Genomic DNA, 24,487 nt, shown 5'->3' with positions numbered 1-24,487 from the left:
CCTGCTGTCCATCACCGCCACGTCCGATGCCCCTTGGCCCCGGCACACGGCATCCTTGCCGCTCGAAAAGCGGCATCCGCGGCGCCGTGCCCCGGGCGTCCCCGCGGCTCGCGCCCCCTCTCGCCGGCGCCTGTCGCCGCGTCTCCCCGTGCCGGACGCGCCAGTCCTTCCGGGATGGCACGGCGCTGGCAGACCCGCGCGGAAACGCCGGGAGGATCAGCCCGGCATGCGGGTCTTGCGCAGGTAGGGCAGCACCGTCTCGAAGTCCCCGAACTTGGCGCGCGCGTCCTCGTCGCTGAGGGTGGCCGGGATGATCACGTCCTCGCCCATGATCCAGTCGGCGGGGGTCGCCACGCCCTGCCCTGCGGCGGTCTGGACGGCATCCAGCGCGCGCAGGACTTCGGCGAAATTGCGGCCCACCGTCATCGGATAGGTCATCATCAACTTGAGTTGCTTGTCCGGTCCGATGATGAACACGCTGCGCACCGTGGCGCTGTCGGCAGGTGTGCGGCCCTCGGGAAGGTACGCTTCGGCCGGCAGCATGTCGAACGCCTTGGACAGCTCGAGATCGGGGTCCGCGATGATCGGAAAGCCCGCCGGCACGCCACCCACGGCCTCGATATCGCCTTTCCATTTGCGGTGATCCTCGACCCCGTCAACGGAAACGCCGATCACCTTGGTGCCGCGCTTTTCCCATTCCGCCGACAGGCGCGCCACGGCGCCGAACTCGGTGGTGCAAACGGGCGTGAAGTCCTTTGGGTGGGAAAACAGGATCGCCCAACTGTCACCAATCCATTCATGCAGGGAAAAGGTGCCCTGATCCGTTTCGACGGTGAGATCGGGAATGGTGTCGTTTATGCGCAAAGCCATGGCTGCATCCTTTCCTGAGGAGTGTTTACGAGCGGTATGGAACCTGATCAATATTGGAGACTGGCCGGGACCGATGCTGCTTGCAGCCCCCGCGATCCCCTGACAGAGTGACGCCAAATTCACGGAGGTCAACCATGATCGAGAAACGGCAATTCTATATCGGTGGCACCTGGTGCGACCCGCGCGACGGACGTGATCATCCGGTCATAGACCCGTCCAGCGAAGAGTCCTGCGCGGTGATCAGCCTTGGCGGTCAAGCCGATACCGACGCCGCCGTCGCCGCCGCCCGGGCCGCTTTTCCCGGCTGGATGGCCACCCCCCCGGCCGAGCGCATGGCACTGGTCGAGAAGCTCTACGAAATCTACAAGGCCCGCACCGAGGAGATGGCACAGGCCATCAGCCTTGAAATGGGCGCACCCATCGACCTTGCCCGCCAGCAACAGGCTCCCGCCGGGATCGGTCACATGAAGGCGTTCCTGAAGGCCGGGCAGGAATTCGAATTCTCCCGACCCCTGCGCGAGGACGACCGCGACACACGGATCATCCTCGAACCCGTGGGCGTGGTGGGCATGATCACCCCGTGGAACTGGCCGATGAACCAGATCACGCTCAAGGTTATCGCCGCGCTTGTCGCCGGCTGCACGATGGTCCTCAAGCCCTCCGAGGAATCGCCGCTCGATGCGGTGCTCTTTGCCGAGATGATGGACGAGGCGGGTTTTCCGCCGGGCGTCTTCAACCTCGTGAACGGCGACGGCGCAGGTGTGGGCAGCCAGCTTTCGGCGCACGGGGACGTGGACATGATCAGCTTCACCGGCTCGGCGCGGGCCGGGCGGCTGATCTCGAAAACCGCCGCCGACACGCTCAAGCGCGTCAGCCTCGAACTGGGCGGGAAAGGCGCCAACCTCATCTTCGCGGATGCCGACGAGAAGGCCGTGAAGCGCGGCGTCCTGCACTGCATGAACAACTCCGGTCAGTCCTGCAACGCGCCCACCCGGATGCTGGTGCAGCGCGACATTTATGACCGGACCGTGGAGGCCGCCGCCGAGATCGCGAACGGCGTCGAGGTCGGCTCGAGCCATGAAGAGGGCCGCCATATGGGGCCGGTGGTGAACCAGGTCCAGTTCGACAAGATACAGGATCTGATACAGACCGGCATCGACGAAGGGGCACGCCTGGTGGCCGGCGGCCCCGGACGTCCCGACGGTCTGAACCGCGGTTATTACGTCAGGCCCACGGTCTTTGCCGATGTCACCAACGACATGACCATCGCCCGCGAGGAGATTTTCGGCCCCGTCCTGTCGATCATGCCCTTCGACACCGAAGACGACGGCATCGCCATCGCCAATGACACGCCCTATGGCCTGACCAACTACGTCCAGACGGCCGACGGCGCGCGCGCCAACCGCGTGGCCCGCGCCCTGCGCTCCGGCATGGTCGAGATGAACGGCAAGCCCCGCGGCGCCGGCGCCCCCTTCGGCGGCATGAAACAATCCGGCAACGGCCGCGAGGGCGGCCATTGGGGAATCGAGGATTTCCTCGAGGTCAAGGCCGTCTCGGGCTGGACGGACAACGCCTAAAATGGTCCCGCGCGCCTTCGTCCTGCATCTGGCCCGTGCCGAGAAGCGCCGGGCGAATGCGCGCGACCTTCTCGAAACCTGCGGCCTGAACGGCGAGATCTGGCCCGCAGTGGACGGCGCGGCGGTTTCGGCGCGCGATCTCGACGCCACCGTGGGCACCCATATCTTCGATCCGCCCTATCCGTTCGGGCTCAGGACGGGCGAGATCGGCTGCTTTCTCAGTCACCGCCAGATCTGGGCCGAGATGCAGGCCCGTGACGAAGACGCCGCTCTGATCATCGAGGATGACGCGGCGCTCGACCCGGCACTTTTCAGCGACGCGCTCAGCCTGGCCCTCACCCATGTCGAAAAACTCGGGTACATCCAGTTCCAGACCCGGCCGGCCCATGGCGCACGCACCCTGATCGACACCGCCGGGCGCTGCGCGCTCACGGTGCCCCGATATGCCGGCTTGCGCACCACGGCGCAGATCGTCAGCCGCGCTGCGGCAGCCCGCCTTCTGGAGCTTTCCGAGATCTTCGACCGCCCTGTCGATACCTTCGTGCAAAGCCACTGGCACACGGGATTGCGACCGGCGATGATCTATCCCTCCGGCGTGTCCGACATCGCGGACAGGCTCGACGGCTCGACCATTCAGTCCAGCAACAGGCCGGTCCTCGAAAAACTGCGGCGCGAAGTGCAGCGCACCCTGTACCGCCGGCAGGCCGTGCTTTTTTCGCGCAGCAGCGGCGCCCATCCTCAGGGCGGCATGGATGGCTGAGCGGCGGGTCGTCTCGCGACTCCTTGGCGGCACGGGCAATCAACTGTTCCAATATGCCGCGGGCCGGGCGCTGGCCGATCACCTCGGCTGCGACCTGCTCCTGGATGCCCGCCATCTTTCGGCCCGAACGGCGCGCGGCGACTGCTTCGCGCATTTCGCCAGGGCACGCTTTGCCCGCGACGACGCGGCATTGCCGCCCGCCAGGCATGACGGCCTTCTGCGTTATGTGCTCTGGCGCATCTTCGGGCGCACCCCGCGGTTCCATCGCGAAAAGGGCCTCGGCTTCGATCGCGGGTTCTTCGACCTGCCGCCCGAAACCTATCTTCACGGGTATTGGCAGTCCCAACGCTACTTTGCCCCGATCGCGGACCGGCTGCGCCGCGACCTGGCCTTCACCACGCCGCTTGCCGGGGCAAATGCCGCGATGGCGCAAACAATATCAAAGGCCCCGTCCCCTGTCGCAGTGCATGTCCGGCGCGGCGATTACACCGCCTCAGGGGCCTATGCCGCCTGTTCGCCGGGCTACTACCGCAACGCCGTCGACACGATCCGCGACCGGCTTGACCGGCCCCTGACCTGCTTTGTCTTCTCGAACGATCCGGACTGGGCGCGCGCCAATCTTGATCTGGGTCAGGAAACGATTGTCGTGGACATCAATGACGAAACGGGCGGCCATTTCGATCTTCACCTCCAATCCCTCTGTGCCCACAATGTCATCGCCAACTCCAGCTTCTCATGGTGGGCGGCATGGCTCAATGCCAACCCGGACAGGATCGTGGTCGCGCCGAAGAACTGGTTCGCCCCCGGCAAGCCCGACAATCCCGATATCTGCCCGGCCGATTGGATACGGCTTTGACGGCGCGATCCGGCAGTCCCCGCAGCGCACCGGGCGAGACAGGCCGCAAGGTCTGGCGAGCATGCCTTTCGCAACGCCATGAAACCAACTAGGAGAATGGCCATGCGACACGGACCGGATATCACGCAGGCCCCTTTCGTGGCCTCGACCGTGCACAAGCGCGACGCGTTTTCCGAAACCGTCTCCGGCACGCTCCGGGGCGTGCCCGATTTTCCGGTGGTGCTGCGCAAGCTCGACGGCGTGCCACTCCTCGCGCGTCCGGTGGTCAGGTTTCTGGCCGGAAAGGAGGTGCGCGCCCTGCGCGCCGTTCAGGGACTGGAAGGTTGCCCGGCCCTGATCCGCAGCGACCACACCGGGATCCTGCGCAGCTGGACGCGCGGCACGCCACTGCAACTGGCCCGGCCCGACGATCCGCAGTGGTATCGCGATGCCCGGCGACTCCTGCGCGAAATTCGCCGCGCCGGCGTCACCCACAACGATATCGCAAAGCCCCAGAACTGGCTGGTGACGCCGGAGGGCCGGGCTGCCGTGATAGACTTCCAACTCGCCTCCACCCATCGCCGCCGCGGCCGGATCTTCCGCGTCATGGCCCGTGAGGACCTGCGCCATCTGCTGAAGCAGAAACGTGCCTACGCGCCCCATCTCCTTACACCGGCGGAAATGCGGATGCTGGACCGCAAGGCCCTGCCGTCACGTATCTGGATGGCCACCGGCAAACGGCTCTATAACCTCGTCACCCGGGGACTCATGGACTGGTCCGACGGCGAAGGCACCGGGGACCGTATCGAGCGCGAAGAGCCGGCACTGCGCGCGGCGTTGCTGTCCCACCCCCGCATCACTGGTCTGGCGCTCTGCGCCCACGCGCTGCCGGGCCGGGGCGTGGGCCTCTATGCCTTCGTCGAAACCGATCTTGCCGGACCCGCCTTGCGCGCCCTTTGCCCCGATCCCAAACCCGACCTGATTCAGCCCGTGCCGCGGCTGCCGCGCCACGACGATGGCCGTCCGCGCCTCGACGCCCTGCAACTGGTCGCCTCCAACCGGCTCGAGGAACTGGAAGCAATGATGACGGCCGACCCCGCACTGGCCGAGAGCCTCCGGCCGGTCATCGCCAAGCGGCTCAACCTGACGGATCGCGTCCTGCGCCGCTGATCCGCGCCGCCCTTTGCGGCATTGCCGGGCCCGCTACGGCCGGTTGGTCCCGCATGCTGGGGGGCGGATCCCTTCAGGCGCCCCGCTCCGTGCGGCCCGTGCTGCCTGCCCGCGGGCTTGCCCGGCACACACCGCTTTCTCGCTTCAGAATGGCGCCCCGGCCCGGAACCGCTGTCCCGCCCCCCCGTCGGGATGACGCAGCCGCAGTTCCTCCGAATGCAGCATCAGCCGCGGATGCGCCCGCGCCGCGCCCCGGGCATAGAACGGGTCGCCCAGGATCGGATGGCCAATGGCCTGCATGTGCACCCTGAGCTGATGGCTCCGGCCAGTTTGCGGCATCAGCCGCACCCGCGTCTCGCCCGCGTCATGGCGCTGCACACGCCAGTCGGTCAGGGCCGGCTTGCCGGTCTCGTGGCATACTTTCTGCCGCGGCCGGTTCGGCCAGTCCACGATCAGGGGAAGATCGACAATCCCGCGCCGGGGCTCCAGATGCCCCTCCAGCCGCGCCACATACGTTTTCTTCACGCCCCGCTTCTCGAACTGAAGCCCCAGATGCCGCTGCGCATGGGGGCTGAGCGCGAAAACCATAACCCCCGATGTGTCCCGGTCCAGCCGATGCACCAGCAACGCCTGGGGAAAGGCGGTCTGAACCCGGCTCAGCAGGCAATCGGCCAGATGCTCCCCCCGTCCCGGCACCGAAAGCAGGCCGGCGGGCTTGTTCACCACGAGGATCTCATGGTCCTCGTGCAGGATCTCCAAAGGATCGGCGGGCGGGGCATAACAGGACATGAGCCCGACGCCTACACCAAAACCGCCCGCGGGGCCACGCCCTGCCTGGTTCCTGCCCCGCGGGAGCCGTTGCCGCCGGAGGTATCGATCATGCGGCTTCAGGCCTTCATGCGCATCGCACCGGGATCATGAAGCGGCCTGAGGCTCGCCTCTGCCGGCACCCGGGTGCCCGCAACGTCGATCTCGTAGCCGCTTGCCAGCACCTGAGCGGCGCTCTCACCATCGCAGGGCACATATCCCATGCCGATCGCCCCGCCAAGATGATGGCCGTAATTGCCCGAACTGAGATACCCCACGATCTCCCCGTCCCTCAGGATCGGCTCGTTGTGGTAAAGCAGCGGCTCGGGGTCGGTCAGGCGGAACTGCACCATCCGGCGCGCCAGGCCCGCGTCCTTCGCGCGCAGCACCGCGTCCCGTCCGATGAAATCGCCCTTGCGGGTCTTCACAGCGAAACCCAGCCCGGCCTCCAGCACATGATCCTCGCAGGTGATATCATGACCGAAATGGCGGAACGCCTTCTCGATCCGGCAGCTGTCCATCGCGTGCATGCCGCAAGGCATCAGGCCATGGGCGCTGCCCGCTTCCATCAACTCCTCGAGGACGTGGACCGCCATGTCGGCGCTCACATAGACCTCCCAGCCCAGCTCGCCGACGTAGGACACCCGGTGCACCCGCGCCAGGCCCATCCCGATCTCGATCTCCTGCGCGGTGCCGAAGGGATTGACGGCGTTCGAGAAATCGGCGGGCGACACGGCCTGCAACACGTCGCGCGCCTTGGGCCCCATCACCGCCAGCACGCCCTCGGCGGCGGTCACGTCGGTGATCACGACGGCGCGATCACCGAGGTGGCGCCGCAGCCAGGTCTCGTCGGCCAGCCGGGTGGCCGCCGGCGTCACCACCAGGAAGGCCGTCTCGGACAGGCGGGTGACGGTCACATCCGCCTCGATGCCGCCACGGTCGTTGAGAAACTGCGTGTAGACGATGCGGCCCGCCGGCACCGACATGTCACCGCCGCAGACATGGTTCAGGAACGCCTCCGCCCCGGGCCCCTCGATGCGCAGCTTGCCGAAGCTTGACATGTCGTAGATGCCCACCCCGGTGCGGATCGCGTGATGCTCGGCTGCGGCATTGCCGAACCAGTTCTGGCGTCCCCAGGAATAGCGGTATTGCCGCTCCTGCCCATCGGCCGCGAACCAGTTTGCGCGCTCCCAGCCCGCGGCCTCGCCCATCACCGCACCACGCTCCAGCAGTCGGTCGTGAAAGGGGCTGCGCCGCACCCCGCGCGCGGTTTCCTTCTGACGGTAGGGAAAGTGATCGGCATAGAGCAGGCCCAGCGTTTCCCTGGAGCGTTCGAAAAGATAGGTCCGGTTGCCCTGGAACGGCTGCATCCGCGAGATGTCCACATCACCCAGATCAAAGGGCTTTTCGCCGTCTTCCATCCACTGCGCCAGCGCCATGCCGGCCCCTCCGGCGGACTGTATCCCGATCGAATTGAAACCGGCCGCCACCCAGACATTGTCCATTTCGGGCGCGAGACCTAGGTGATAGGCATCGTCGGGGGTGAAGCTCTCGGGGCCGTTGAAAAACGTGTGGATTCCCGCCTCGGCCAGCATCGGCATCCGGTTGACGGCCTTTTCGAGGATCGGCTCGAAGTGATCGAAGTCTTCCGGCAACTGATCGAACTCGAAATCGCCGGGAATTCCGTTCATGCCCCAAGGCTTGGCGTTCGGCTCGAAGGCGCCCAGCATTATCTTCCCCGCATCCTCCTTGAAATAGGCGCATTCGTCCGGCACCCGCAGTACCGGCAATTCGGTCAATCCGGCGATCGGCTCGGACACGATGTAGAAATGCTCGCAGGCGTGCAGCGGCACGTTGGTGCCGGCCATGCGGCCCACCTCGCGGCCCCACATGCCCGCGCAGTTGACCACCATGTCGCAGGCGATGTGGCCGCTGTCGCCGTCTTCGGCCACCCAGTCCACGCCGGTAACCCGGCGGCCGTCACGGACCATGCCGCTCACCCTCACCCTTTCGCGCAGCAGCGCCCCGCGCGCCCGCGCACCCCGGGCCAGCGCCAGCGCGATCCCTGTGGGATCACCCTGCCCGTCCTTGTCGAGATAGACCGCACCAGTCACGTCATCGGCATTCAGATGGGGATATTTCTTCTTTACCTCGGCGGTGGAAACCTCCTCCACGTCGACGCCGAAAGCCCGTGCCATGGCGGCCTGCCGGTGGATCTCCTCCCGGCGTTCATCGGTCAGCGCCACGGTGATCGAGCCCACGCGCCTGAACCCGGTGGCGACCCCCGTCTCCGACTCGAGGCTGCCGTAAAGCTCCTGCGAATACTTGGCGAGCCGGGTCATGTTGGCGGTGGCCCTCAGCTGCGCGATCAGCCCCGCCGCATGCCAGGTTGTGCCCGACGTGAGCTGCTTGCGCTCCAGCAGGACAACGTCCTGCCAGCCCAGCCTGGCCAGGTGGTAGGCGACTGAAGCGCCCACGACACCGCCGCCTATGATGACCACGCGGGCCGTCCGGGGAAGTTCCATTTCTTTCATCTCCCGTTTCTGCGAGGCGTGCCACAAGGCCCGAAGAGCCACTCGCCGCCCCCTCTCGTGTGCGTCTCGCTAGGCGATGGCATGCCCTGCCTCCCTCAGCCGACGGGCCAGTTCGGCGATATGATCGGGCCCGACCTCGCAGCAGCCGCCGACGATGGTCGCGCCCTGGTCCACCCAGCCCATTGCGAACTCAGCATAGGCCGCGGGATCAAGGTCGGTGCGCTGCTCGAGCGCATCCACCGTCGGCGCATCGCCAAGGAACCCCTCGCTGATCCGCGTGAACCCGTTCGCATAAGCGCCGAAGGGCTTGCCGAAGCCCTTGATGATCTCCAGGGCCGGGGCCACCGCCTCGGGGCGCGAACAGTTGACCAGCACCGCGGCGGGCGCGTAACGCTTCACCACACGGGCCAGATCCTCGACACCCTCGCCAGAACGCAGTCGCGCGCCATCATCATCGTCCACGGTGACCGACAGCCACACCGGAACACCCGCCACGTTCGCCGCACGGAGCGCCCCCTCGGCCTGATCGACCGAGGCCATGGTTTCGAGGATCAGAAAGTCCACCTTCGGGGACAACAGCCCGACAGGTTCGGCATAGATCGCCGCGGCCTCGGCCGCGGGCGGGCAGACCTCGGGCTTGTAGGACTGGACCAGCGGCCCGATCGCCCCCGCCACCCGGCCACCGCCCGCCGCGTCGCGGGCGCGCCGGGCCGCATCGACGGCGGTCTCGGTCAGCCACGCCACCTCGTCCTGCAGGCCCACCCGTACGAGGCGGTCGCGCAGCACCGCGTAGGTGTTGGTGGTGGCAACCGTGGCGCCGACGGCGAAATAGGCGTCATGCACCTGCCGCACCAGGTCGGCGTGCTCCAACATCACCTGCGTGGACCAGAGCGGCGTAGCCCGGTCGCCAGAACGTTTCACCAGTTCCTGCCCGATGGACCCGTCCAGAAGGGTTATCTCCGTCATGGGTATATCTCCGCGAATTTTGCCTTGTAGAGGGCGATCATCTCTTCCTCGGTCGCCCCGTCATCGTAAGGTGGGGTGGTGAGCGGCTTGACGTCCTCGGCGGTAATCAGCACCAGTGCCTCGATCCGCCCCGCCAGATCACCCCAGACAGTCCTCCAGCGGCCGATCAGTGTGTCGAACTCGGCTCCCGGCCAGATCACACGCGCGCCGCCACGTACGCGCAGGCCCTTTCGCGTCCACTGGTCGATGAAATTGACCTCCGCCTCGGGCCAGTACGTCAAATTGGCCAATGTACCGGGCGAACGGATATGCCCGAAGGCGATCGTGTCGTCGTCGAGCACCAGAAAGGTGCCCTTGGGGCTGACCGCCGGGCGCCCCTCGGGCGTGACCGTGGCGACGAAGCCCAACGGGAAGGTCGCGATCAGGCGCTTGGCGAAAGCGTTCAGGGACATGTCACACCTCTTCCCATGGCAGCAGGACCAGCTTGCCGGGATGGGCCTTGGCGATGAAATCCGCCTGCGCCGCGGCGATCTCGCGCAGCGGGTAGGTCTTCGAGACCAGCGGCCGCACCTGCCCGGCATTGACCATCCCGATGAGCCGCGCAAACACCTCGGCGGGTTGGTAGGTGCAACCGTGAATGGTGATGTCGCGCAGGTAGATGCGGCGCAGGTCTGCCTCCACAACGGGCCCGGCGATGGCGCCCGAGACCGCGTAATGCCCGCCGGGCCGCAGCGCGTCGATGGACGCGCTCCAGTCCGGGCCGGCGACGACGTCGATCACCGCGTCAAAGCACCCCTCCGGCACCGGCGCGCCGCGCGCGATGACCTCCGCCGAGCCCTGCTCGCGCACGCAATCGGCCTTGGCAGGCGAGGCGATGCCCGTCACCCGCGCGCCCATCCGCGCGGCCAGCTGTACGGCGGCCAACCCCACCCCGCCCGAGGCGCCGGTGATCAGCACCTCCTGGTCCCGTGCCACGCCCGCCCGGTGCAAGAGCCCTGCCGCGGTGCCGAAGGCGCAGGGGATGGCGGCGATCTCCACGTCGCTCAGGGGCGCGTCGGTCACGTCATGAAGGTCGCGCGCCTCCAGCAGACAATACCGGGCAAACGCCCCGTCATATTCCGACCCGAGCGCGACGAAGCCGACCGGGTTGTCCTCGCTCGGGCGTGGCTGGTTGATCGGGCAGGTCACCCTCTGCCCGACCGCGAAGGCCGTCACGCCCGGGCCGAGCGCGACCACCTCGCCGCACAGGTCGCCGCCCTGGATGCGCGGGAAATCCAGCGCGCCGCCCCAGCCGCCGGCCTCGACCGCCGTGTCGCCCTCCTCGGTGGCCCCGGTCACCTCCGCCGCGTACCAGCCGACGCGCGTGTTGATATCGGTGTTGTTGACCCCGGCCGCCAGCACCCGCACCAGGACCTCGCCCGCACCGGGGCGCGGCACCGGGATATCATCACGCCATTCCAGTGCATCGGGCCCGCCGTGACGGTTTAGGGTGACGCCGGACATGGCTTCAGGCAGCATCCTGCTCTCCTTTTCCGTGTGCGTCCCGGTTACAGTTCCGGGACGATGAGCTGAGACCTACGCCCGCAGCCTTTCATTCTCCGGGTCCCAGAGCGGCGCGTCGGGCTGCACCTTGGCCCTGCACCGCTCACCGTAGATGTCCACCTCCAGCACGCGGCCCGGCACGGCCAGATCAGCCCGGATCACCGCCAGCGCGACCGAGGCGTTCACGCGGTAGCCCCACGCACCCGAAGTCGTTTCGCCCACGATCTGCCCGTCATGCCAGACCGTGGACATGTAAGGGGCATCCGCCGCGCCCGCATCGACCATCAGCGTGACGAAGGCCTTCTTCCGGCCCTGTTGCTTTTCCGCCAGAAGCGCCGCCTTGCCGGGGAAATCCTGCGGCTTGTCGAATTTCACGAACCGTTCCAGCCCGCCCTCCAGCATCGAGTAATCGGTGGAAAGATCCCCCTTCCAGGCGCGATACCCCTTCTCGATGCGCAGGGAATTGAGCGCCCACATGCCGAAGGGTGTGGCCCCCGCGTCGAGGACCGCCTCGTAGATCGCAGGAAGGTCGGCGTTTTCCGCATGGATTTCCCAGCCGAGTTCGCCGGCGAACGAGACCCGCAGCAGCGCGGCCCACCGCCCCGCCACCTCGGTCTCCTGAAAGCTGAGCCAGGGCAGGCTCAGGTCGGCATCGGAAAGGGGGCCGAGCAGATCGCGCGACGCGGGGCCGGTGACGATCAGAGTCGACATCCGGTCGGTCCAGTCCTCCAGCGTGAAACTGGCCCCCTCGGGCATGTGCCGTTCCAGCCACTCGCGGTCATGCCATTGCGCGGCGGCGGCAGTGACCAGAACGAAGAGGTCCTCGGCCTCGCGCGTGACCGACATCTCGGTGACGATCCGGCCCCGCTCATCGGCGAAATAGACCAGCCCCACGCGCCCCACCTTGGGTAGACTGCCGGTCACGAGCCCGCGCAGCCAGTCATCGGCCCCCGGCCCCTGAACCTTGAAGCGCGAAAAACCCGGCAGGTCGAGCACGCCGCAATGGTCGCGCACCGCCTCGCATTCTTCCCTTATGCGCGGCTCCCACGGGCCGGCGCGGTCCCATGTCTGGGTGGCCTCCTCCGAGGTGTCATCACCGGGCCTGGCAAACCAGTTGGCGCGCTCCCAGCCATTGTAGTCGCCCATCTGGCCGCCCATTTCCCTGATCCGGTCATGGACGGGGCTGAGCTTGCGGTCGGGCGCGGCGGGCCAGCGGTGCCAGGGGAAATGCATGGCGTATTCGTGGCCGTAGACCTCCATGCCCTTGGCGACGCAATACTCGGGGTCGGTGTAATCGGTGTAACGGCGCGGGTCGCAGGACCACATGTCCCATTCCGGCGCCCCTTCGGTCACCCATTCGGCCAGCACCTTGCCCGCGCCGCCGCCCTGCGCGATGCCGAAGGTGAACACGCAGGCCTCGAACGCGTTCCTCACCCCCGGCATCGGCCCCAGAAGCGGCATGCCGTCGGGTGCGTAGGGGATCGGGCCGTTGATGATCTTGTTGATCCCCGACGAGCCCAGCAGCGGCACCCGCGCCATCGCGTCGGTGACGATCTCCTCGACCCGGTCGAGATCCTCCTGCCAGAGCTGGAAACTGAAATCGTCGGGCATGGGATCGGACGGGTCGGCCCAATGCGCGCGGCAGCGCGGCTCGTAGGGGCCGAGGTTGAAGCCGTGCTTTTCCTGACGCAGGTAGTAGGAGACATCGACATCGCGCAACAGCGGCAGCTTGCGGCCCTGCTCCTTCGACCACGCCTCGATCTCGGGGATTTCCTCGCTGAGCAGGTATTGGTGGCTCATCACCATCATCGGCACGGTACGCCCGCCATAGGGCTTGAACCATTCGCCGACGCGCTGCGCGTAATACCCGGCCGAGTTGACCACGTATTCGCAGGCGATGTCTCCTTTTTCGGAATGCACGATCCAGCTTCCGTCGGGTTTCTGCGTCACCCCGGTGGCCGGGCAGAACCGCACCACCTTCGCGCCCATCCCCCGCGCGCCCTTGGCCAGCGCCTGCGTCAGCTGCGCGGGGTCGATATCGCCGTCGTTCGGGTCATAGAGGGCACCCTTCAGGTCATGCGTCTCGATGAACGGGTAACGCGCCTTGATCTCCTCCGGGCCAAGTATCTCCAGGTCCATCCCCTGGTGTTTGCCCATCCCCCTGGCGCGCTCGAACTCCTGCATCCGCTCGAGGCTATGCGCCAGCCGGATCGAGCCGGTCTGATGGTAGTTCATAGGGTAATCGACCTCGTCACCCAGCCGCGCGTAAAGCTCGGTCGAGTAGCGCTGCATGTTCATCACCGACCAGCTGACCGAAAATGTCGGCACGTTGCCCGCCGCGTGCCAGGTGCTCCCCGCCGTCAGTTCGTTGCGCTCCAAAAGCACGCTGTCGGTCCAGCCCGCGCGGGCCAGGTGATAGAGGCAAGACGCCCCCACCGCACCGCCGCCGATGATGACCACGCGCGCCGTGGTTGGAAACTCAGCCATGTCGCCTCTCCCTATCGATCCTCTTGCGGCAGCCCGTCCGCGATGTCGTAATAGTCGCCCTTGGCGTTCACCCAGTAATGTCCGCCAAGGCGCAGCCCCGTGGGCGCCTCCAGCGATCCCATCGCCACCATCGTCACCGGCCCCTCGTCCGGCCACCAGAAAAGCGTCGATCCACAGGTTCCGCAGAAGCCGCGCCGCGCGATATCGCTGGCGCGATACCACTTGAGGCCGTCATCGCGGCCAAAGCGAAGCCCCGCCTTGGAGGCGGAAACGGCGCTGAAGTAATGACCTGATTGCCTTCGGCATTGCCGACAGTGGCAGGCAATCACTCTATCGGGGTCCGCGTCGAATTCGAAGGCCACCGCCCCGCAGAGACATCCGCCCTTTTCCATCATCCGCGCTTTCCTCCCGCCGGTGCCGACCAACTCTTTCCTGGATGATTGCCGAAAAGGGAGCGGTCACCGGTATCACGTTCCTCCATCCTGCACCTCAATACACCGGCGGGGCGATCACCCAGATCGCCACAGCAGGCGCATCATGGGGGTTCATCCACTCGAATGGCTCACCGCGGATGCGGAAACTGTCGCCGGGGTGAATGGTGAACCGCCTGTCACCCACCACAAGCTCCAGCCGACCGGAAACCAGGTATCCCAGTTCCCGTGTGGGGCGGGCCACAGCGCTGCCGCTGCGGCTGTGCGGCTCGAAGGTGGAGTGGACCACCTCGAAATCATCCGTCAGGTCCGGCGACAGCAACTCCTCGATCAGCCCCGCCCCGCCGGAACCGATCCGCCGTCGCGCCCCGGCGCGCACCACGTGGCCGGCCTCGTCCGCCGGGCCGGGCGCATGCGTGAAAAGCAGCGACATCGGCACGTCCAGCGCCGCCGCGATCTGGCGCAGATCCGTGATCGCGGGGTCCGAAAGGTCACGCTCGACCTGGCTCAACCAGCCGACGGAGCGCCCCAGCCGACAGGCCAGGTCGCTGAGCGTCATCGACCGCGCCTTGCGCAGCGCCCTCAAATCCGCGCCAAGGGTCCGGATCTTGCTTGGATCGCTCTGCAACATCTGGCGGCCCCGCCCGTGAAAATCCCTGATCTGATTTCACGGTGCGCCGATTCCGTGAAAATTTCAAAGGAAATTTCACGCAGCGCCGCGGAACACCCTGTCGAGGATCGCCGTCAAGGCCGAGGCATCACCGTCGTCGAAGGCTGCCGGCCGGTTGCTGTCGATATCCAGAACCGCGATCAGGGTGCCGCGGCCATCGCGTACCGGCAGCACGATCTCCGACCGCGTGGAACTTGCGCAAGCAATGTGGCCGGGAAAGGCGTCGACATCATCCACGACCTGCACCTGCCCGGTGCGCGCTGCCGCGCCGCAGACCCCCCGCGAGAAGGGGATCACGAGGCAGCCATGCCCGCCCTGGTAGGGTCCGATCTTGAGCAGTTCCGGCGCCACGACGCGGTAGAACCCGGTCCAGTCGAACCTGTCGTCGGCATGGTGAAGCTCGCAGGCGACGGTGGCCATGAGCGCCACGCTGTCACACTCGCCCTCGGTGAGCGCGTCGATGGACTTGCCCATGGTTTCGTAATCGATCCGCATATGACGAGACTGGCACAGGTCAGGACCGGGGGCCAGCCCCCGGACCCCCGGGATATTTGCGGCCAAAAGAAGACCGGCCCCGCGGGTGTGGCAACCGTGCAGCATGGCCCCGATGGGCGTTCAAGTGGTAATCAGCCACGCTCGATCGCGACCGCCGTGCCTTCGCCGCCACCGATGCAGATCGCCGCGACGCCGCGTTTTACGTCGTGCCTTTCCATCGCGTTGAGCAGGGTCACCATGATCCGCGCACCGCTGGCACCGATGGGATGACCGAGGGCACAGGCGCCGCCGTTCACGTTCACACGCTCGCGCGGCAGATCCATTTCCCGCATGAAGGCCATCGGCACGACCGCGAATGCCTCGTTGACCTCCCAGAGATCGACATCCGCGCTTCGCCAGCCGATCGTCTCGAGAAGCTTCCGGGCCGCCGTCACCGGCGCGGTGGTGAACAGCGCCGGCGCCTGTGCATGGCTCGCATGGCCCAGGATCCGGGCACGCACGCTCAGCCCCTTGTCTTCAGCAGCCCCGCGCGAGGCAAGAACCAGTGCCGCCGCCCCGTCACTGATCGAGCTGGAATTGGCCGGCGTCACCGTGCCGTCCTTGCGGAAGGCCGGTTTGAGATGCGGGATCCTGTCAGGCCGCGCCTTGCCGGGCTGCTCGTCTTCGCCGACGATGACCGGGCCCTTGCGGCCGGTGATGGTGACCGGCGCGATTTCGGTCTTGAAGGCACCACTCTTCTGCGCCGCGAGCGCGCCTTCCAGCGACCCGAGCGCATAGGCGTCCTGTGCCTCACGCGTGAACTGGAATTTCTCGGCGCAATCCTCGGCGAAGGAGCCCATCAGGCGGCCGGTGTCATAGGCGTCCTCCAGCCCGTCAAGGAACATGTGATCCTTGGCCTCGGCATGCCCAAGCCGCGCACCGCCACGCATCCCGGGCAACAGGTACGGAGCGTTCGACATGCTTTCCATGCCGCCCGCAACCATCACCCCGGCATGTCCCAGCGCGATCCGGTCGAACGCCATCATCGCCGCCTTCATGCCCGATCCGCACATCTTGTTGAGGGTGGTCGCGGGCACGTCCTCGCCAAGTCCGGCGGCGAAGCCGGCCTGCCGCGCCGGTGCCTGGCCCTGCCCGGCGGGCAGCACACAGCCCATCAGGACCTCTTCGGCGGTTGCGGCCCCGGCATCCTTCAGCGCCGCCCGAATCGCCGTCGCACCGAGTTCGGCCGCGGCGATCCCGTCGAAATCACCCTGAAACCCGCCCATCGGCGTCCGCCGGGCGCCCGTTATGACAACGTCCTGCATCGGCTATCCTCCTTCTTGTCAGGGATCTGAATACCGGATGGTAAGGATTGGGGTCTAGCCTTGCCTGTGTTTCTACGTAGCAAGGAGCAAGGGCCATGGAACTGCGCAGCACCCGGTCAGAGGGCATAGCGATCATCACGGTCGACGCGGGGCGGATCGACGCCGCCGCCGCGATCCGCTTCAAGGACAAGATGCGCACGCTCACGAAAGACGGGCCGGATCACGTCGTGCTCGACCTGGCGCAGGTGGAGTTTGTCGATTCCAGCGGTCTCGGCGCCATTGTCGCGGCGATGAAACAGCTCGGGCCGCGGCAGCGGCTGGACCTCGCCGCGCTGCGCCCGGAGGTGGACAGGGTCTTTCGCCTGACACGGATGGACAGGGTGTTCACGATTCATGCGTCCGCCAACGATCCGGGATCCTTGGCCGCCGGCTGAACGTGGGCCGGCGCTGAACGAAACGGGGGCAAGGACACATGGACGCACAGGGAGCGCGGACCGGCGCGACCACGGGCCTGGCACCGACGGGCATTCGTATCGGCCTGACGGCGACAGAGGCGCATATCCGCGCGGCCCTCGCGACGCTGCGCCGCGCACTGGCAGGTCGGGGCCTTGGCCCCACGGATTGCGATACCACGGAACTGGTCCTTGCCGAAGCTCTCAACAACATCGCCGAACATGCCTATGGCGGACAACGCCCCGGCCCTGTCCAGCTGGCCCTCAGGACGGGCCGGGGCGGGATCACGGCATCGCTGCGCGACCGGGGCCGGCCGATGCCGGGAAACCGGATGCCGGAACCGGGGCCGCCGGCCATCGGCGTCCGGCGCGAAGCGATGCCGGAGGGCGGTTTCGGCTGGTTCCTGATCCGTGACCTGACGACGGCAAGGCGCTACCGGCGGGTTCGCGGCGAGAACCGCCTGACACTGTGCATTCCGCGCACTGGCCGGTGAAATCAGGACGCCAACCGTCACAAGGCACAAATGCCGCAAACTTGCCCCATTGCGTGCCAAATGCTGCCTGAAAAACCGGTCATACCTTGTTTTGTAGCTGCAAATGGCTTCCCTCGGCGTCGCGTTCAATTGCCCCCACCCAGCACGCGGCGTCGAGGTCTTCCCCCAACATCACTGACCGCATGCCGAGGAGGTTCAGGCCCGACGGCATGCAACATCCTCCACCGGTCCCGGTGCCCCCGGCCGGATTTGCCCGCGCGACCCTGTTCAGTCTTCCTGCCCGGTGCTCTAGGGTGTTCGAATCATCCGAAGGAGCCTGAGAACAGATGCGTGATTTCCATTTGCCCGGCCGCTCGCCGGTCCTCGCTGCCAACGGCCTTTGCGCCACCTCCCATCCGCTTGCGGCGCATGCCGCCGTCGACATCATGGCCCGGGGTGGCAACGCGATGGACGCGGCGATCGCCGGTGCTGTGCTTCTGGGCATCTGCGAACCGCAAATGACGGGTATCGGGGGCGACTGCTTCGTGCTGCATGCCACGCCGGACGGTCCGGTGCGGGCGCTGAACGGCTCGGGCCGCGCTCCGGCCGCCGCCTCGGCGGCAGCCATGCGGGCGGCGGGCCACGAAACGGTGCCGGCCGGCAGCCCGGAGGCGGTGACCATCCCGGGGGCCGTCGACGCCTTCTGCCAACTCTCGGACTCGCACGGCGTGCTCGGGCTGGACGCGATTCTCGCCCCGGCCATCCGATACGCCGAAGAGGGCGTGCCTATCGCCCCGCGCGTCGCATTCGACTGGCAGGGCGCGGCCGGCTTCCTGCAAGGAGCGGCCCGCGAACACTACCTGCCCGAAGGTACCGCACCGGCCCCCGGTACGATCTTCCGCGCCCCCGCGCAGGCCGAGGTTCTGCGCCGCATCGCACGTGACGGGCGCGATGCCTTCTACGATGGCGAGGTCGCCGAGGACATGCTGGCGGCGCTCAAAGCGCTTGGCGGGGTCCACGCACCCGAAGATTTCACGGGTCACCGCAGCCTTGAGGCCACGCCTGTCAGCGGCCGTTACCGTGATGTCGAACTGGTCGAGCATCCACCGAACGGCCAGGGCGCGACGGCAATCCTGATGGCGGGTATCCTTGCGCATTTCGACATCGCCTCGATGGATCCGCTGGGTGCGCAGCGCGCCCATATCGAGGCCGAGGCGGCAAAACTGGCCTATGACGCGCGCAACCGGCTTCTTGCCGATCCGGATCATACCGCGCGGCTCGAGCACATGCTGGCCCCTGAAACCGCCGCCCGGCTGGCGGAGCTGATCGACCCGCGACAGGCCATGCCGAGTGCCGCACCGCTGACCGAATCGGTTCACCGCGACACTGTCTACATCACGGTGGTGGACCGGGATCGCATGGCGGTATCGCTGATCTATTCCATCTTCCGCAGCTTCGGTTCCGGGATCGCGTCCGAAAAGTTCGGGATCCTTTTCCAGAACCGCGGCAGCGGCTTTTCCCTGACACCCGGGCACCCCAACGAAATGGCGGGCGGAAAGCGCCCGATGCACACGATCATTCCCGGAATGCTGCGCGAGGGCGGGCGCGTCACCATGCCTTTCGGAGTGATGGGCGGGGCCTACCAGCCCAACGGGCACGCGCGCTTCCTGTCCAACCTGCGTGACTTCGGCCTGGACCCGCAGAGCGCCATCGACGCGCCGCGCTGCTTTGCCCATGAAGGCGACCTGAGGGTCGAACGCGGCTATCCGGAGGCCACGCGCGCCGCCCTCGCGGAATTGGGTCACAACGTGGTCACCCCGGAGGAACCCATTGGCGGCGCACAGGCGATCCTTATCCGTGGCGACGGCGTGCTCGAAGGCGCAAGCGATCCCCGCAAGGACGGCTGCGCCCTGGGATATTGAGGCGCAAGGGGGCACGTTCCCGGCCGGTCAAGGCCGGCCTCCCGGGTCGCAGGCGGTGATCGTTACGGCCGACACCTCGAAGGCAAAGCCGGCAAAGGCCTTTACCTGACCCGACCGATGCGACTCCCCGAGATGCCGGCGCAGTGCCGGCGTCCCCTCAATTGAGCTGGAAATGCAGCGGGTAGTGCCCGTCCTCGAACGGTCCGAAAAGATCGGGTATGTCAGGATGCTCCACAGGTTCGCCGGAATAGTCCGCGACGAGATTCTGTTCGCTCACATACGCCACGTAGTAGCTTTGCTCGTTCTCGGCCAGAAGGTGATAGAACGGCTGTTCCCTGGCAGGACGGCTGTCCTCCGGGATGGCATGATACCATTCCTCGGTGTTGGAAAATTCGGGATCAACATCGAACACGACACCCCGGAACGGGTGCTTCTTGTGGCGCACGACTTGGCCAAGGTGATATTTCGCACGAGTCTTCAACATCATCAGTTGCCCCTAACGGCAGAGACTAGCGGTTTCAAGGGCGGTTTGTCCAATTCCGTCCCCCGGCGTTCGGGAAACAGTCTGTGAACCCGATCCCGACAGTGGCCCGGAGCACCTTTGGAAATCAGGATTTCCCCGCGCGCGGCTTTGCGATAGACTGTGCAAAAAACCAAGAAAGCGAGAGGCAGATGAGCAGAACTCTTCGCGCGCTGGTCCTGATTGTCCTCGTGGCCGCCTGTGGCCGCGGGGGAGGGTACGGCACGCCACCCGACACGCTGAGTGACGCCTGTTCGATCATCAACGAGCGTCCCGAATACCTTCGCGCCTTCCGCGCCGCCGAACGCCGGTGGGGCGTGCCCGTGCATGTCCAGATGGCCACCATCTACCAGGAAAGCAAATTCGTCTCGGACGCCCGGACACCTTACCGCTGGGCGCTCGGCGTGATCCCGATGGGCCGGCAAAGCTCCGCCTTCGGGTATTCGCAAGCCCTCGACGGGACGTGGGACGAATACCGGGACGAAACCCGCCGCTTCGGGGGACGGCGCGACAACATCCATGACGCGGCCGATTTCATGGGCTGGTACATGGCAAAGTCCAACGAGCGTCTGGGCATTCCCATGAGCGATGCGCGCCGGCAATACCTGGCCTATCACGAGGGGCGAGGCGGCTATGCGCGGCAAAGCTACCGCCGCAAGCCCTGGCTGATGCGTGTCGCCGGCGAGGTGGGCGCGCGGTCGCGAACCTACCGGTCGCAACTGCAACGCTGCGGCGGGATCTTCTGAGGACGCCATGCGCCCCCATGCGCCCCCGCTCAGCGGTCGGCGGGTGCGGCGTCGGGCAGGCCCGGGATCTCGAACAGCTCGGCGTCTAGCCGATCCACCTCTTCGAGCGCCCCAAGAATGACCGTGGTGCGGCTTCCGCCACCGTCATTGATCACCCACTGCCTGAGCTCCACCGGATCACCGGTGAAGACCAGTTCGATATTGCCGTAATCGGGGTTCTCGGGGTCCTGCGCGGTGATCCTCGTGCTGGTGCCGTCACTCGCATGTGCGGTGACCATGCGTTCGCGCGTCAGGTCCACCTTGCGCGCCAGGATGATCTTGAGCGGAGTCTGGTTCAACGGGTAGGCCTGTGTACCCGCGTTGGACTTTCCGTCCACAACGCCCACCGTTGCGCCATTGGCGACCACCAGGATCTCCTCGGGCGGGTCGTATTCGAACCGCACCTTTCCGGGCCGCTTGAGATAGAACCGCCCGGTGCTGATCGTGCCGTCATCGTTGATCTGGGTGAAATCGCTCCGCGCCGTCCCCAGCCCGTTGAGATAGGCCGAGATCTCGCGCAGCGTCAGCTTCTCGGCCGCGTCCTCGGCCGCCACCGCCGGAAGCACGGTGGCAAGGCCGATCGCCGCGGCCAGGGCAAGTCCGGTGAAACGCATCAGCGCGGTGCTCCTCTTCAAGGGGTGTCGGCCGTGGTCGCGCGTGGTGGTGCCACGCCTTCAAGAATATCATCATGGCCGCACCCTTTATCAAGCCCGCACCCGCACCACCCGATGCCTTGGCACGACGACCCCGTCGACCGGTCCGCGCGGCCCCGGGCTGCGTTTCACCGAAAGGCATCTCTCCGTGCGTGGGATGGGTGCTCGCGCCCATCCCGCGAACCGCACCCGGAGGCTCCGGCGCGGGGGCGGGGCGCTCCGGTGCGAGCCATTCAAGGGGCAAAAGGCCCGTCACTCCACCCGCCTCCGCGTTCCTACCCCTGCTCGGGCACCAGCACCTCGCGCTTGCCCACGTGGTTGGCGGCGCTGACAACGCCCTCCTCCTCCATCTGCTCCACCAGACGCGCGGCCTTGTTGTAGCCGATCGCCAGCTTGCGCTGGATGTAGGAGGTCGAGCATTTGCGGTCCTTCACCGCGATCTGCACCGCCTGGTCGTAAAGCGCGTCCTCGCCGGTGGTGTTGCCGCCGGTCGAAAGGCCCAGCACCGCGTCGATGCTCTCGGCCTTGTCGTCCTCGGGCCCGTCCAGCACGTTGCGCACGTATTCCGGCGGCCCGTAGGCCTTGAGGTTCGAAACCACCTCCTCGACCTCCTCGTCGCTCACGAAGGGCCCGTGGCAGCGGGTGATCTTGGCGCCCCCGGCCATGTAGAGCATGTCGCCCATGCCCAGAAGCTGCTCGGCCCCCATCTCTCCGAGGATGGTGCGGCTGTCGACCTTCGAGGTCACCTGGAAGCTGATGCGCGTGGGGAAATTGGCCTTGATCGTGCCGGTGATCACGTCCACCGACGGGCGCTGCGTGGCCATGATCAGGTGAATTCCGCTCGCCCGCGCCATCTGGGCCAGGCGCTGGATGCAGGCCTCGATCTCCTTGCCGGCGACCATCATCAGGTCGGCCATCTCGTCCACGATCACCACGATATAGGGCATCTTCTCCGGCACGATCTCCTCGGTCTCGAAGATCGGTTCGCCGGTCTCGTCGTCAAAGCCGGTCTGCACGGTGCGGCTGAACATCTCGCCCTTCGACAGGGCTTCGTTCACGCGGCCGTTGTAGCCGTCGATGTTGCGCACCCCCATCTTCGACATCTTGCGGTAGCGTTCCTCCATCTCGGCCACCACCCACTTGAGCGCGACCACCGCCTTCTTGGGGTCGGTCACCACCGGGCTCAGCAGGTGCGGGATGCCGTCATAGACCGAAAGCTCAAGCATCTTGGGATCGATCATGATCAGCCGGCATTCCTCGGGCGTCAGCTTGTAGAGCAGGCTGAGAATCATGGTGTTGATCGCAACCGACTTGCCCGACCCGGTGGTCCCGGCGATCAGCAGATGAGGCATCTTGGTCAGGTTCGCGACGATCGGATCACCGCCGATATCCTTGCCAAGCGCCAAGGGCAATTTCTGGTTGCCGTCGCCAAAATCGCGGGTCGACAGGATCTCCCGAAGGACCACCATCTCGCGGCTTTCATTGGGCAGTTCTATGCCGATCACCGAACGGCCCGGAACCGTGGACACGCGCGCCGAAAGCGCGCTCATCGACCGGGCGATGTCATCGGCAAGCCCGATGACGCGGCTCGCTTTGAGGCCCGGGGCGGGTTCAAGTTCGTACATGGTGACAACCGGGCCGGGGCGTACGCTCACGATCTCGCCCTTGACGCCGTAATCATCAAGCACGTTCTCCAGCATCCTGGCGTTTTCCTCCAGCGCATCATCGCTCAGGTGATGGCGCTCGATGACCTCAGGGTTGGTCAGAAGGCTAAGCGGCGGCAGTTCGAAGACCGGCCGCTCGACCTCCTCGAACTGCAGGGATGGCTGTGCCTCCGCCTCGGCACGTGCCGAGGGCGGCGGAGATTTGCGCGGAGTATGCTGCACCACGCGCCGCGGCTCGGACACGGGGATGCGCGGCGCCGATCCCGCCGTGCTGGACGGGGCCGCCGGCGCATGCTGGTCCGTTCCCGGCAACGGATCGGTCATCGCCTGCGGGTCGGGTGTGGCCATCTCCGGTGCGGCCACGAACGGGGCTTCCGGGCCGGCCGCACCATCCGGGTTGGGTGTTTCCGTGCCATGCGAAGCGGTCAGGGGCGGTTCGGGCGGCAGGCCATCGGCCGCCGGTACCGAGGTCGAGGCCAGCAGGGGCGCCGGGCCACGGCCCCGTCCCCGGGTCAGGGGCGCCACGCTGGCCACCTCGAAATCAGGATTGCGGCGCACACGGTCACGGATCACGTCAGCGATCTTGCGGCGGATGCGCGCGTCTCCGGGCATCGTCTCGTCAGGCAGTGATTCCGGCTCCCGCTCCACCAACTCGGGTTCCGGCATCGGGTCAGGGCGCCGCATCAGCGACGGCATCCGCGACAGCAACCCGCCACCGCCGCGCGAATCGGGTTCCGGGGGATGTTCGGCCATGGTGCCGGGGGCGTCTGCGGCCTCTTTCGCGATGTCACCACCGGGCCGCGAAACCCGCGGCTGCACCCGCGTCGTGGCTTCGGCCCAGCTGCCGCTGACCCGCCCGTCACCGTCGCTGGCTGCATCCGTGCCTGCGCTCCGGCGCGTGCGTGTGGCGCGCGCGGCACCGGCCAGCCCGCCAAGCGTCATTCGCAGGCTGTCGCGCAGGAACCGCAGGATGCGCCCCGTCTCGGCCCGGTCCAGCCCGCTCACGTAACCGCCCAGCAAAAGCACGCCAATGCCAAGCCAGAACGACAGTATCTTCAGCCCCAGTGCAGCGGATACCGGCAGGATATTGAGAAGCGCGGCCAGGATCGTGTCACCGAAAAGACCACCCAGCCCGAAACTGTGCGCAGCGGACCACGCACCGCCCGGCGCAAGCGATGCCGCGTAAAGCGCGACCAGCGCGATCCAGACCGGCGCGAAGACCAGCCGGGCAAGGGCACGCTCCTGTCCGCGATGCAGGATCAGGCGCAGGCCCCAAACCACCAGGGCCACCGGCAGACCCCAGACCGACAGGCCGGCGATCATGAACAGCGTCGCGGCAATCGTCGCACCCGGCTGGCCCAGCCAGTTCTGCACCGGCGCGTCCGTGGCGGAAAGCCAACTCGGATCGTCAGGGCTGTAGCTGAAGGCCAGCGCCGCCACCAGTGCCGCCAGAACCAGCATCGACAACCCCAGAAGCTCGATGCCGCGCCGTTCGATCGCCTGCGCCATGTTGCCGTCCAGAAGCGGGTCGCGCCCGCGTGCCTGATATGCCATCCTGTTCCTCGCCTTC

22 protein-coding genes are annotated in these 24,487 nt (G+C 66.8%); 8 read left to right on the top strand and 14 right to left on the bottom strand.

Features of this window, described 5'->3' with window-relative positions; translation table 11 throughout:
• Positions 1-216 precede the first annotated feature (216 nt).
• Positions 217-870, bottom strand: a complete 654-nt coding sequence (locus tag DQW77_RS11845) for a peroxiredoxin (RefSeq protein ID WP_113258434.1) — start codon at positions 868-870, stop codon at positions 217-219.
• A gap of 134 nt (positions 871-1,004) precedes the next feature.
• Between DQW77_RS11845 and DQW77_RS11840 the strand changes: the two genes are divergently transcribed.
• The 4 genes from DQW77_RS11840 to DQW77_RS11825 all read left to right on the top strand — a co-directional run bounded on the left by DQW77_RS11840 (position 1,005) and on the right by DQW77_RS11825 (position 5,212).
• A complete protein-coding gene (locus DQW77_RS11840; RefSeq protein ID WP_113258433.1) occupies positions 1,005-2,447 on the top strand; it encodes an aldehyde dehydrogenase family protein in 1,443 nt (480 codons plus the stop codon).
• 1 nt (position 2,448) lies between these two features.
• Entirely contained in the window at positions 2,449-3,207 is a 759-nt protein-coding gene (locus DQW77_RS11835; protein ID WP_113258432.1) for a glycosyltransferase family 25 protein, read from the top strand.
• Positions 3,200-4,063: an alpha-1,2-fucosyltransferase gene (locus tag DQW77_RS11830; protein WP_113258431.1), complete on the top strand. Its 864-nt coding sequence runs from the start codon at positions 3,200-3,202 to the stop codon at positions 4,061-4,063. The genes DQW77_RS11835 and DQW77_RS11830 overlap by 8 nt, the downstream gene beginning before the upstream one ends.
• A 102-nt stretch (positions 4,064-4,165) precedes the next feature.
• The gene (locus DQW77_RS11825) at positions 4,166-5,212 is read left to right on the top strand and encodes a serine/threonine protein kinase (RefSeq protein WP_220124963.1); all 1,047 of its coding nucleotides are present in this window, start codon (positions 4,166-4,168) and stop codon (positions 5,210-5,212) included.
• 144 nt (positions 5,213-5,356) lie between these two features.
• On the opposite strand, the gene DQW77_RS11820 is transcribed toward DQW77_RS11825, so the two are convergent.
• The 10 genes from DQW77_RS11820 to DQW77_RS11775 form a co-directional block, all read right to left on the bottom strand.
• Positions 5,357-6,001 carry an RluA family pseudouridine synthase gene (locus tag DQW77_RS11820; RefSeq protein ID WP_113258429.1) on the bottom strand — a complete coding sequence of 215 codons (645 nt, stop codon included), beginning with the start codon at positions 5,999-6,001 and terminating at the stop codon, positions 5,357-5,359.
• 98 nt (positions 6,002-6,099) lie between these two features.
• Positions 6,100-8,544, bottom strand: a complete 2,445-nt coding sequence (locus tag DQW77_RS11815; RefSeq protein WP_113258456.1) for an FAD-dependent oxidoreductase — start codon at positions 8,542-8,544, stop codon at positions 6,100-6,102.
• Between the two features lie 78 nt (positions 8,545-8,622).
• Positions 8,623-9,519 carry a homocysteine S-methyltransferase family protein gene (locus DQW77_RS11810; RefSeq protein WP_113258428.1) on the bottom strand — a complete coding sequence of 299 codons (897 nt, stop codon included), beginning with the start codon at positions 9,517-9,519 and terminating at the stop codon, positions 8,623-8,625.
• Complete coding sequence (locus tag DQW77_RS11805; RefSeq protein WP_113258427.1) at positions 9,516-9,971, bottom strand: pyridoxamine 5'-phosphate oxidase family protein; 456 nt, start codon at positions 9,969-9,971, stop codon at positions 9,516-9,518. Before DQW77_RS11805 ends, DQW77_RS11810 begins: the two co-directional genes overlap by 4 nt.
• Position 9,972: 1 nt before the next feature.
• On the bottom strand, positions 9,973-11,037 hold the full coding sequence (locus DQW77_RS11800; RefSeq protein ID WP_404947935.1) for an alcohol dehydrogenase catalytic domain-containing protein: 1,065 nt from the start codon (positions 11,035-11,037) through the stop codon (positions 9,973-9,975).
• A 57-nt stretch (positions 11,038-11,094) separates the two neighbouring features.
• Positions 11,095-13,548: an FAD-dependent oxidoreductase gene (locus DQW77_RS11795; protein ID WP_113258426.1), complete on the bottom strand. Its 2,454-nt coding sequence runs from the start codon at positions 13,546-13,548 to the stop codon at positions 11,095-11,097.
• 11 nt (positions 13,549-13,559) lie between these two features.
• A complete protein-coding gene (locus DQW77_RS11790) occupies positions 13,560-13,943 on the bottom strand; it encodes a GFA family protein (protein ID WP_113258454.1) in 384 nt (127 codons plus the stop codon).
• Positions 13,944-14,037: 94 nt separating this feature from the next.
• Positions 14,038-14,610, bottom strand: coding sequence for a helix-turn-helix domain-containing protein (locus DQW77_RS11785; protein ID WP_113258425.1), 573 nt, complete (start codon positions 14,608-14,610; stop codon positions 14,038-14,040).
• Between the two features lie 75 nt (positions 14,611-14,685).
• Positions 14,686-15,144, bottom strand: coding sequence for a GAF domain-containing protein (locus DQW77_RS11780; RefSeq protein ID WP_113258453.1), 459 nt, complete (start codon positions 15,142-15,144; stop codon positions 14,686-14,688).
• 131 nt (positions 15,145-15,275) lie between these two features.
• On the bottom strand, positions 15,276-16,448 hold the full coding sequence (locus DQW77_RS11775) for an acetyl-CoA C-acyltransferase (protein WP_113258424.1): 1,173 nt from the start codon (positions 16,446-16,448) through the stop codon (positions 15,276-15,278).
• Between the two features lie 95 nt (positions 16,449-16,543).
• Between DQW77_RS11775 and DQW77_RS11770 the strand changes: the two genes are divergently transcribed.
• The 3 genes from DQW77_RS11770 to DQW77_RS11760 all read left to right on the top strand — a co-directional run bounded on the left by DQW77_RS11770 (position 16,544) and on the right by DQW77_RS11760 (position 19,295).
• Positions 16,544-16,882: an STAS domain-containing protein gene (locus DQW77_RS11770; RefSeq protein WP_113258423.1), complete on the top strand. Its 339-nt coding sequence runs from the start codon at positions 16,544-16,546 to the stop codon at positions 16,880-16,882.
• A 38-nt stretch (positions 16,883-16,920) separates the two neighbouring features.
• A complete protein-coding gene (locus tag DQW77_RS11765) occupies positions 16,921-17,394 on the top strand; it encodes an ATP-binding protein (protein ID WP_113258422.1) in 474 nt (157 codons plus the stop codon).
• A gap of 326 nt (positions 17,395-17,720) precedes the next feature.
• Entirely contained in the window at positions 17,721-19,295 is a 1,575-nt protein-coding gene (locus tag DQW77_RS11760; protein ID WP_113258421.1) for a gamma-glutamyltransferase family protein, read from the top strand.
• A gap of 157 nt (positions 19,296-19,452) precedes the next feature.
• Here DQW77_RS11760 and hspQ read toward each other — a convergent pair whose 3' ends face one another.
• Positions 19,453-19,779 carry a heat shock protein HspQ gene (gene hspQ, locus DQW77_RS11755; RefSeq protein WP_113258452.1) on the bottom strand — a complete coding sequence of 109 codons (327 nt, stop codon included), beginning with the start codon at positions 19,777-19,779 and terminating at the stop codon, positions 19,453-19,455.
• A 188-nt stretch (positions 19,780-19,967) separates the two neighbouring features.
• Here hspQ and DQW77_RS11750 point away from each other — a divergent pair, with 188 nt between their 5' ends.
• Positions 19,968-20,561, top strand: a complete 594-nt coding sequence (locus DQW77_RS11750; RefSeq protein WP_113258451.1) for a lytic transglycosylase — start codon at positions 19,968-19,970, stop codon at positions 20,559-20,561.
• Positions 20,562-20,590: 29 nt separating this feature from the next.
• On the opposite strand, the gene DQW77_RS11745 is transcribed toward DQW77_RS11750, so the two are convergent.
• Positions 20,591-21,214, bottom strand: coding sequence for an outer membrane lipoprotein carrier protein LolA (locus DQW77_RS11745; protein WP_113258420.1), 624 nt, complete (start codon positions 21,212-21,214; stop codon positions 20,591-20,593).
• 314 nt (positions 21,215-21,528) lie between these two features.
• Positions 21,529-24,471: a DNA translocase FtsK gene (locus DQW77_RS11740; protein WP_113258419.1), complete on the bottom strand. Its 2,943-nt coding sequence runs from the start codon at positions 24,469-24,471 to the stop codon at positions 21,529-21,531.
• Positions 24,472-24,487 lie beyond the last annotated feature (16 nt).

It is taken from the genome of Roseovarius sp. TE539 (assembly GCF_003298505.1).
In the GTDB taxonomy this organism is placed as follows: domain Bacteria; phylum Pseudomonadota; class Alphaproteobacteria; order Rhodobacterales; family Rhodobacteraceae; genus Roseovarius.
The sequence above is the reverse complement of the archived record's forward strand: the minus strand, read 5'-3'. Positions and strand labels throughout refer to the sequence as shown.

What these genes read in the sequence shown, in the direction of transcription:
- DQW77_RS11750 (WP_113258451.1), top strand. Translation starts at nt 19,968, where the DNA reads ATGAGCAGAACTCTTCGCGCGCTGGTCCTGATTGTCCTCGTGGCCGCC.
- DQW77_RS11785 (WP_113258425.1), bottom strand. Translation starts at nt 14,610, where the DNA reads ATGTTGCAGAGCGATCCAAGCAAGATCCGGACCCTTGGCGCGGATTTG.
- DQW77_RS11765 (WP_113258422.1), top strand. Translation starts at nt 16,921, where the DNA reads ATGGACGCACAGGGAGCGCGGACCGGCGCGACCACGGGCCTGGCACCG.
- DQW77_RS11775 (WP_113258424.1), bottom strand. Translation starts at nt 16,448, where the DNA reads ATGCAGGACGTTGTCATAACGGGCGCCCGGCGGACGCCGATGGGCGGG.
- hspQ (WP_113258452.1), bottom strand. Translation starts at nt 19,779, where the DNA reads ATGTTGAAGACTCGTGCGAAATATCACCTTGGCCAAGTCGTGCGCCAC.
- DQW77_RS11790 (WP_113258454.1), bottom strand. Translation starts at nt 13,943, where the DNA reads ATGATGGAAAAGGGCGGATGTCTCTGCGGGGCGGTGGCCTTCGAATTC.
- DQW77_RS11825 (WP_220124963.1), top strand. Translation starts at nt 4,166, where the DNA reads ATGCGACACGGACCGGATATCACGCAGGCCCCTTTCGTGGCCTCGACC.
- DQW77_RS11840 (WP_113258433.1), top strand. Translation starts at nt 1,005, where the DNA reads ATGATCGAGAAACGGCAATTCTATATCGGTGGCACCTGGTGCGACCCG.
- DQW77_RS11845 (WP_113258434.1), bottom strand. Translation starts at nt 870, where the DNA reads ATGGCTTTGCGCATAAACGACACCATTCCCGATCTCACCGTCGAAACG.
- DQW77_RS11800 (WP_404947935.1), bottom strand. Translation starts at nt 11,037, where the DNA reads ATGCTGCCTGAAGCCATGTCCGGCGTCACCCTAAACCGTCACGGCGGG.
- DQW77_RS11745 (WP_113258420.1), bottom strand. Translation starts at nt 21,214, where the DNA reads ATGCGTTTCACCGGACTTGCCCTGGCCGCGGCGATCGGCCTTGCCACC.
- DQW77_RS11780 (WP_113258453.1), bottom strand. Translation starts at nt 15,144, where the DNA reads ATGCGGATCGATTACGAAACCATGGGCAAGTCCATCGACGCGCTCACC.
- DQW77_RS11770 (WP_113258423.1), top strand. Translation starts at nt 16,544, where the DNA reads ATGGAACTGCGCAGCACCCGGTCAGAGGGCATAGCGATCATCACGGTC.
- DQW77_RS11830 (WP_113258431.1), top strand. Translation starts at nt 3,200, where the DNA reads ATGGCTGAGCGGCGGGTCGTCTCGCGACTCCTTGGCGGCACGGGCAAT.
- DQW77_RS11740 (WP_113258419.1), bottom strand. Translation starts at nt 24,471, where the DNA reads ATGGCATATCAGGCACGCGGGCGCGACCCGCTTCTGGACGGCAACATG.
- DQW77_RS11820 (WP_113258429.1), bottom strand. Translation starts at nt 6,001, where the DNA reads ATGTCCTGTTATGCCCCGCCCGCCGATCCTTTGGAGATCCTGCACGAG.
- DQW77_RS11760 (WP_113258421.1), top strand. Translation starts at nt 17,721, where the DNA reads ATGCGTGATTTCCATTTGCCCGGCCGCTCGCCGGTCCTCGCTGCCAAC.
- DQW77_RS11805 (WP_113258427.1), bottom strand. Translation starts at nt 9,971, where the DNA reads ATGTCCCTGAACGCTTTCGCCAAGCGCCTGATCGCGACCTTCCCGTTG.
- DQW77_RS11810 (WP_113258428.1), bottom strand. Translation starts at nt 9,519, where the DNA reads ATGACGGAGATAACCCTTCTGGACGGGTCCATCGGGCAGGAACTGGTG.
- DQW77_RS11815 (WP_113258456.1), bottom strand. Translation starts at nt 8,544, where the DNA reads ATGGAACTTCCCCGGACGGCCCGCGTGGTCATCATAGGCGGCGGTGTC.
- DQW77_RS11795 (WP_113258426.1), bottom strand. Translation starts at nt 13,548, where the DNA reads ATGGCTGAGTTTCCAACCACGGCGCGCGTGGTCATCATCGGCGGCGGT.
- DQW77_RS11835 (WP_113258432.1), top strand. Translation starts at nt 2,449, where the DNA reads ATGGTCCCGCGCGCCTTCGTCCTGCATCTGGCCCGTGCCGAGAAGCGC.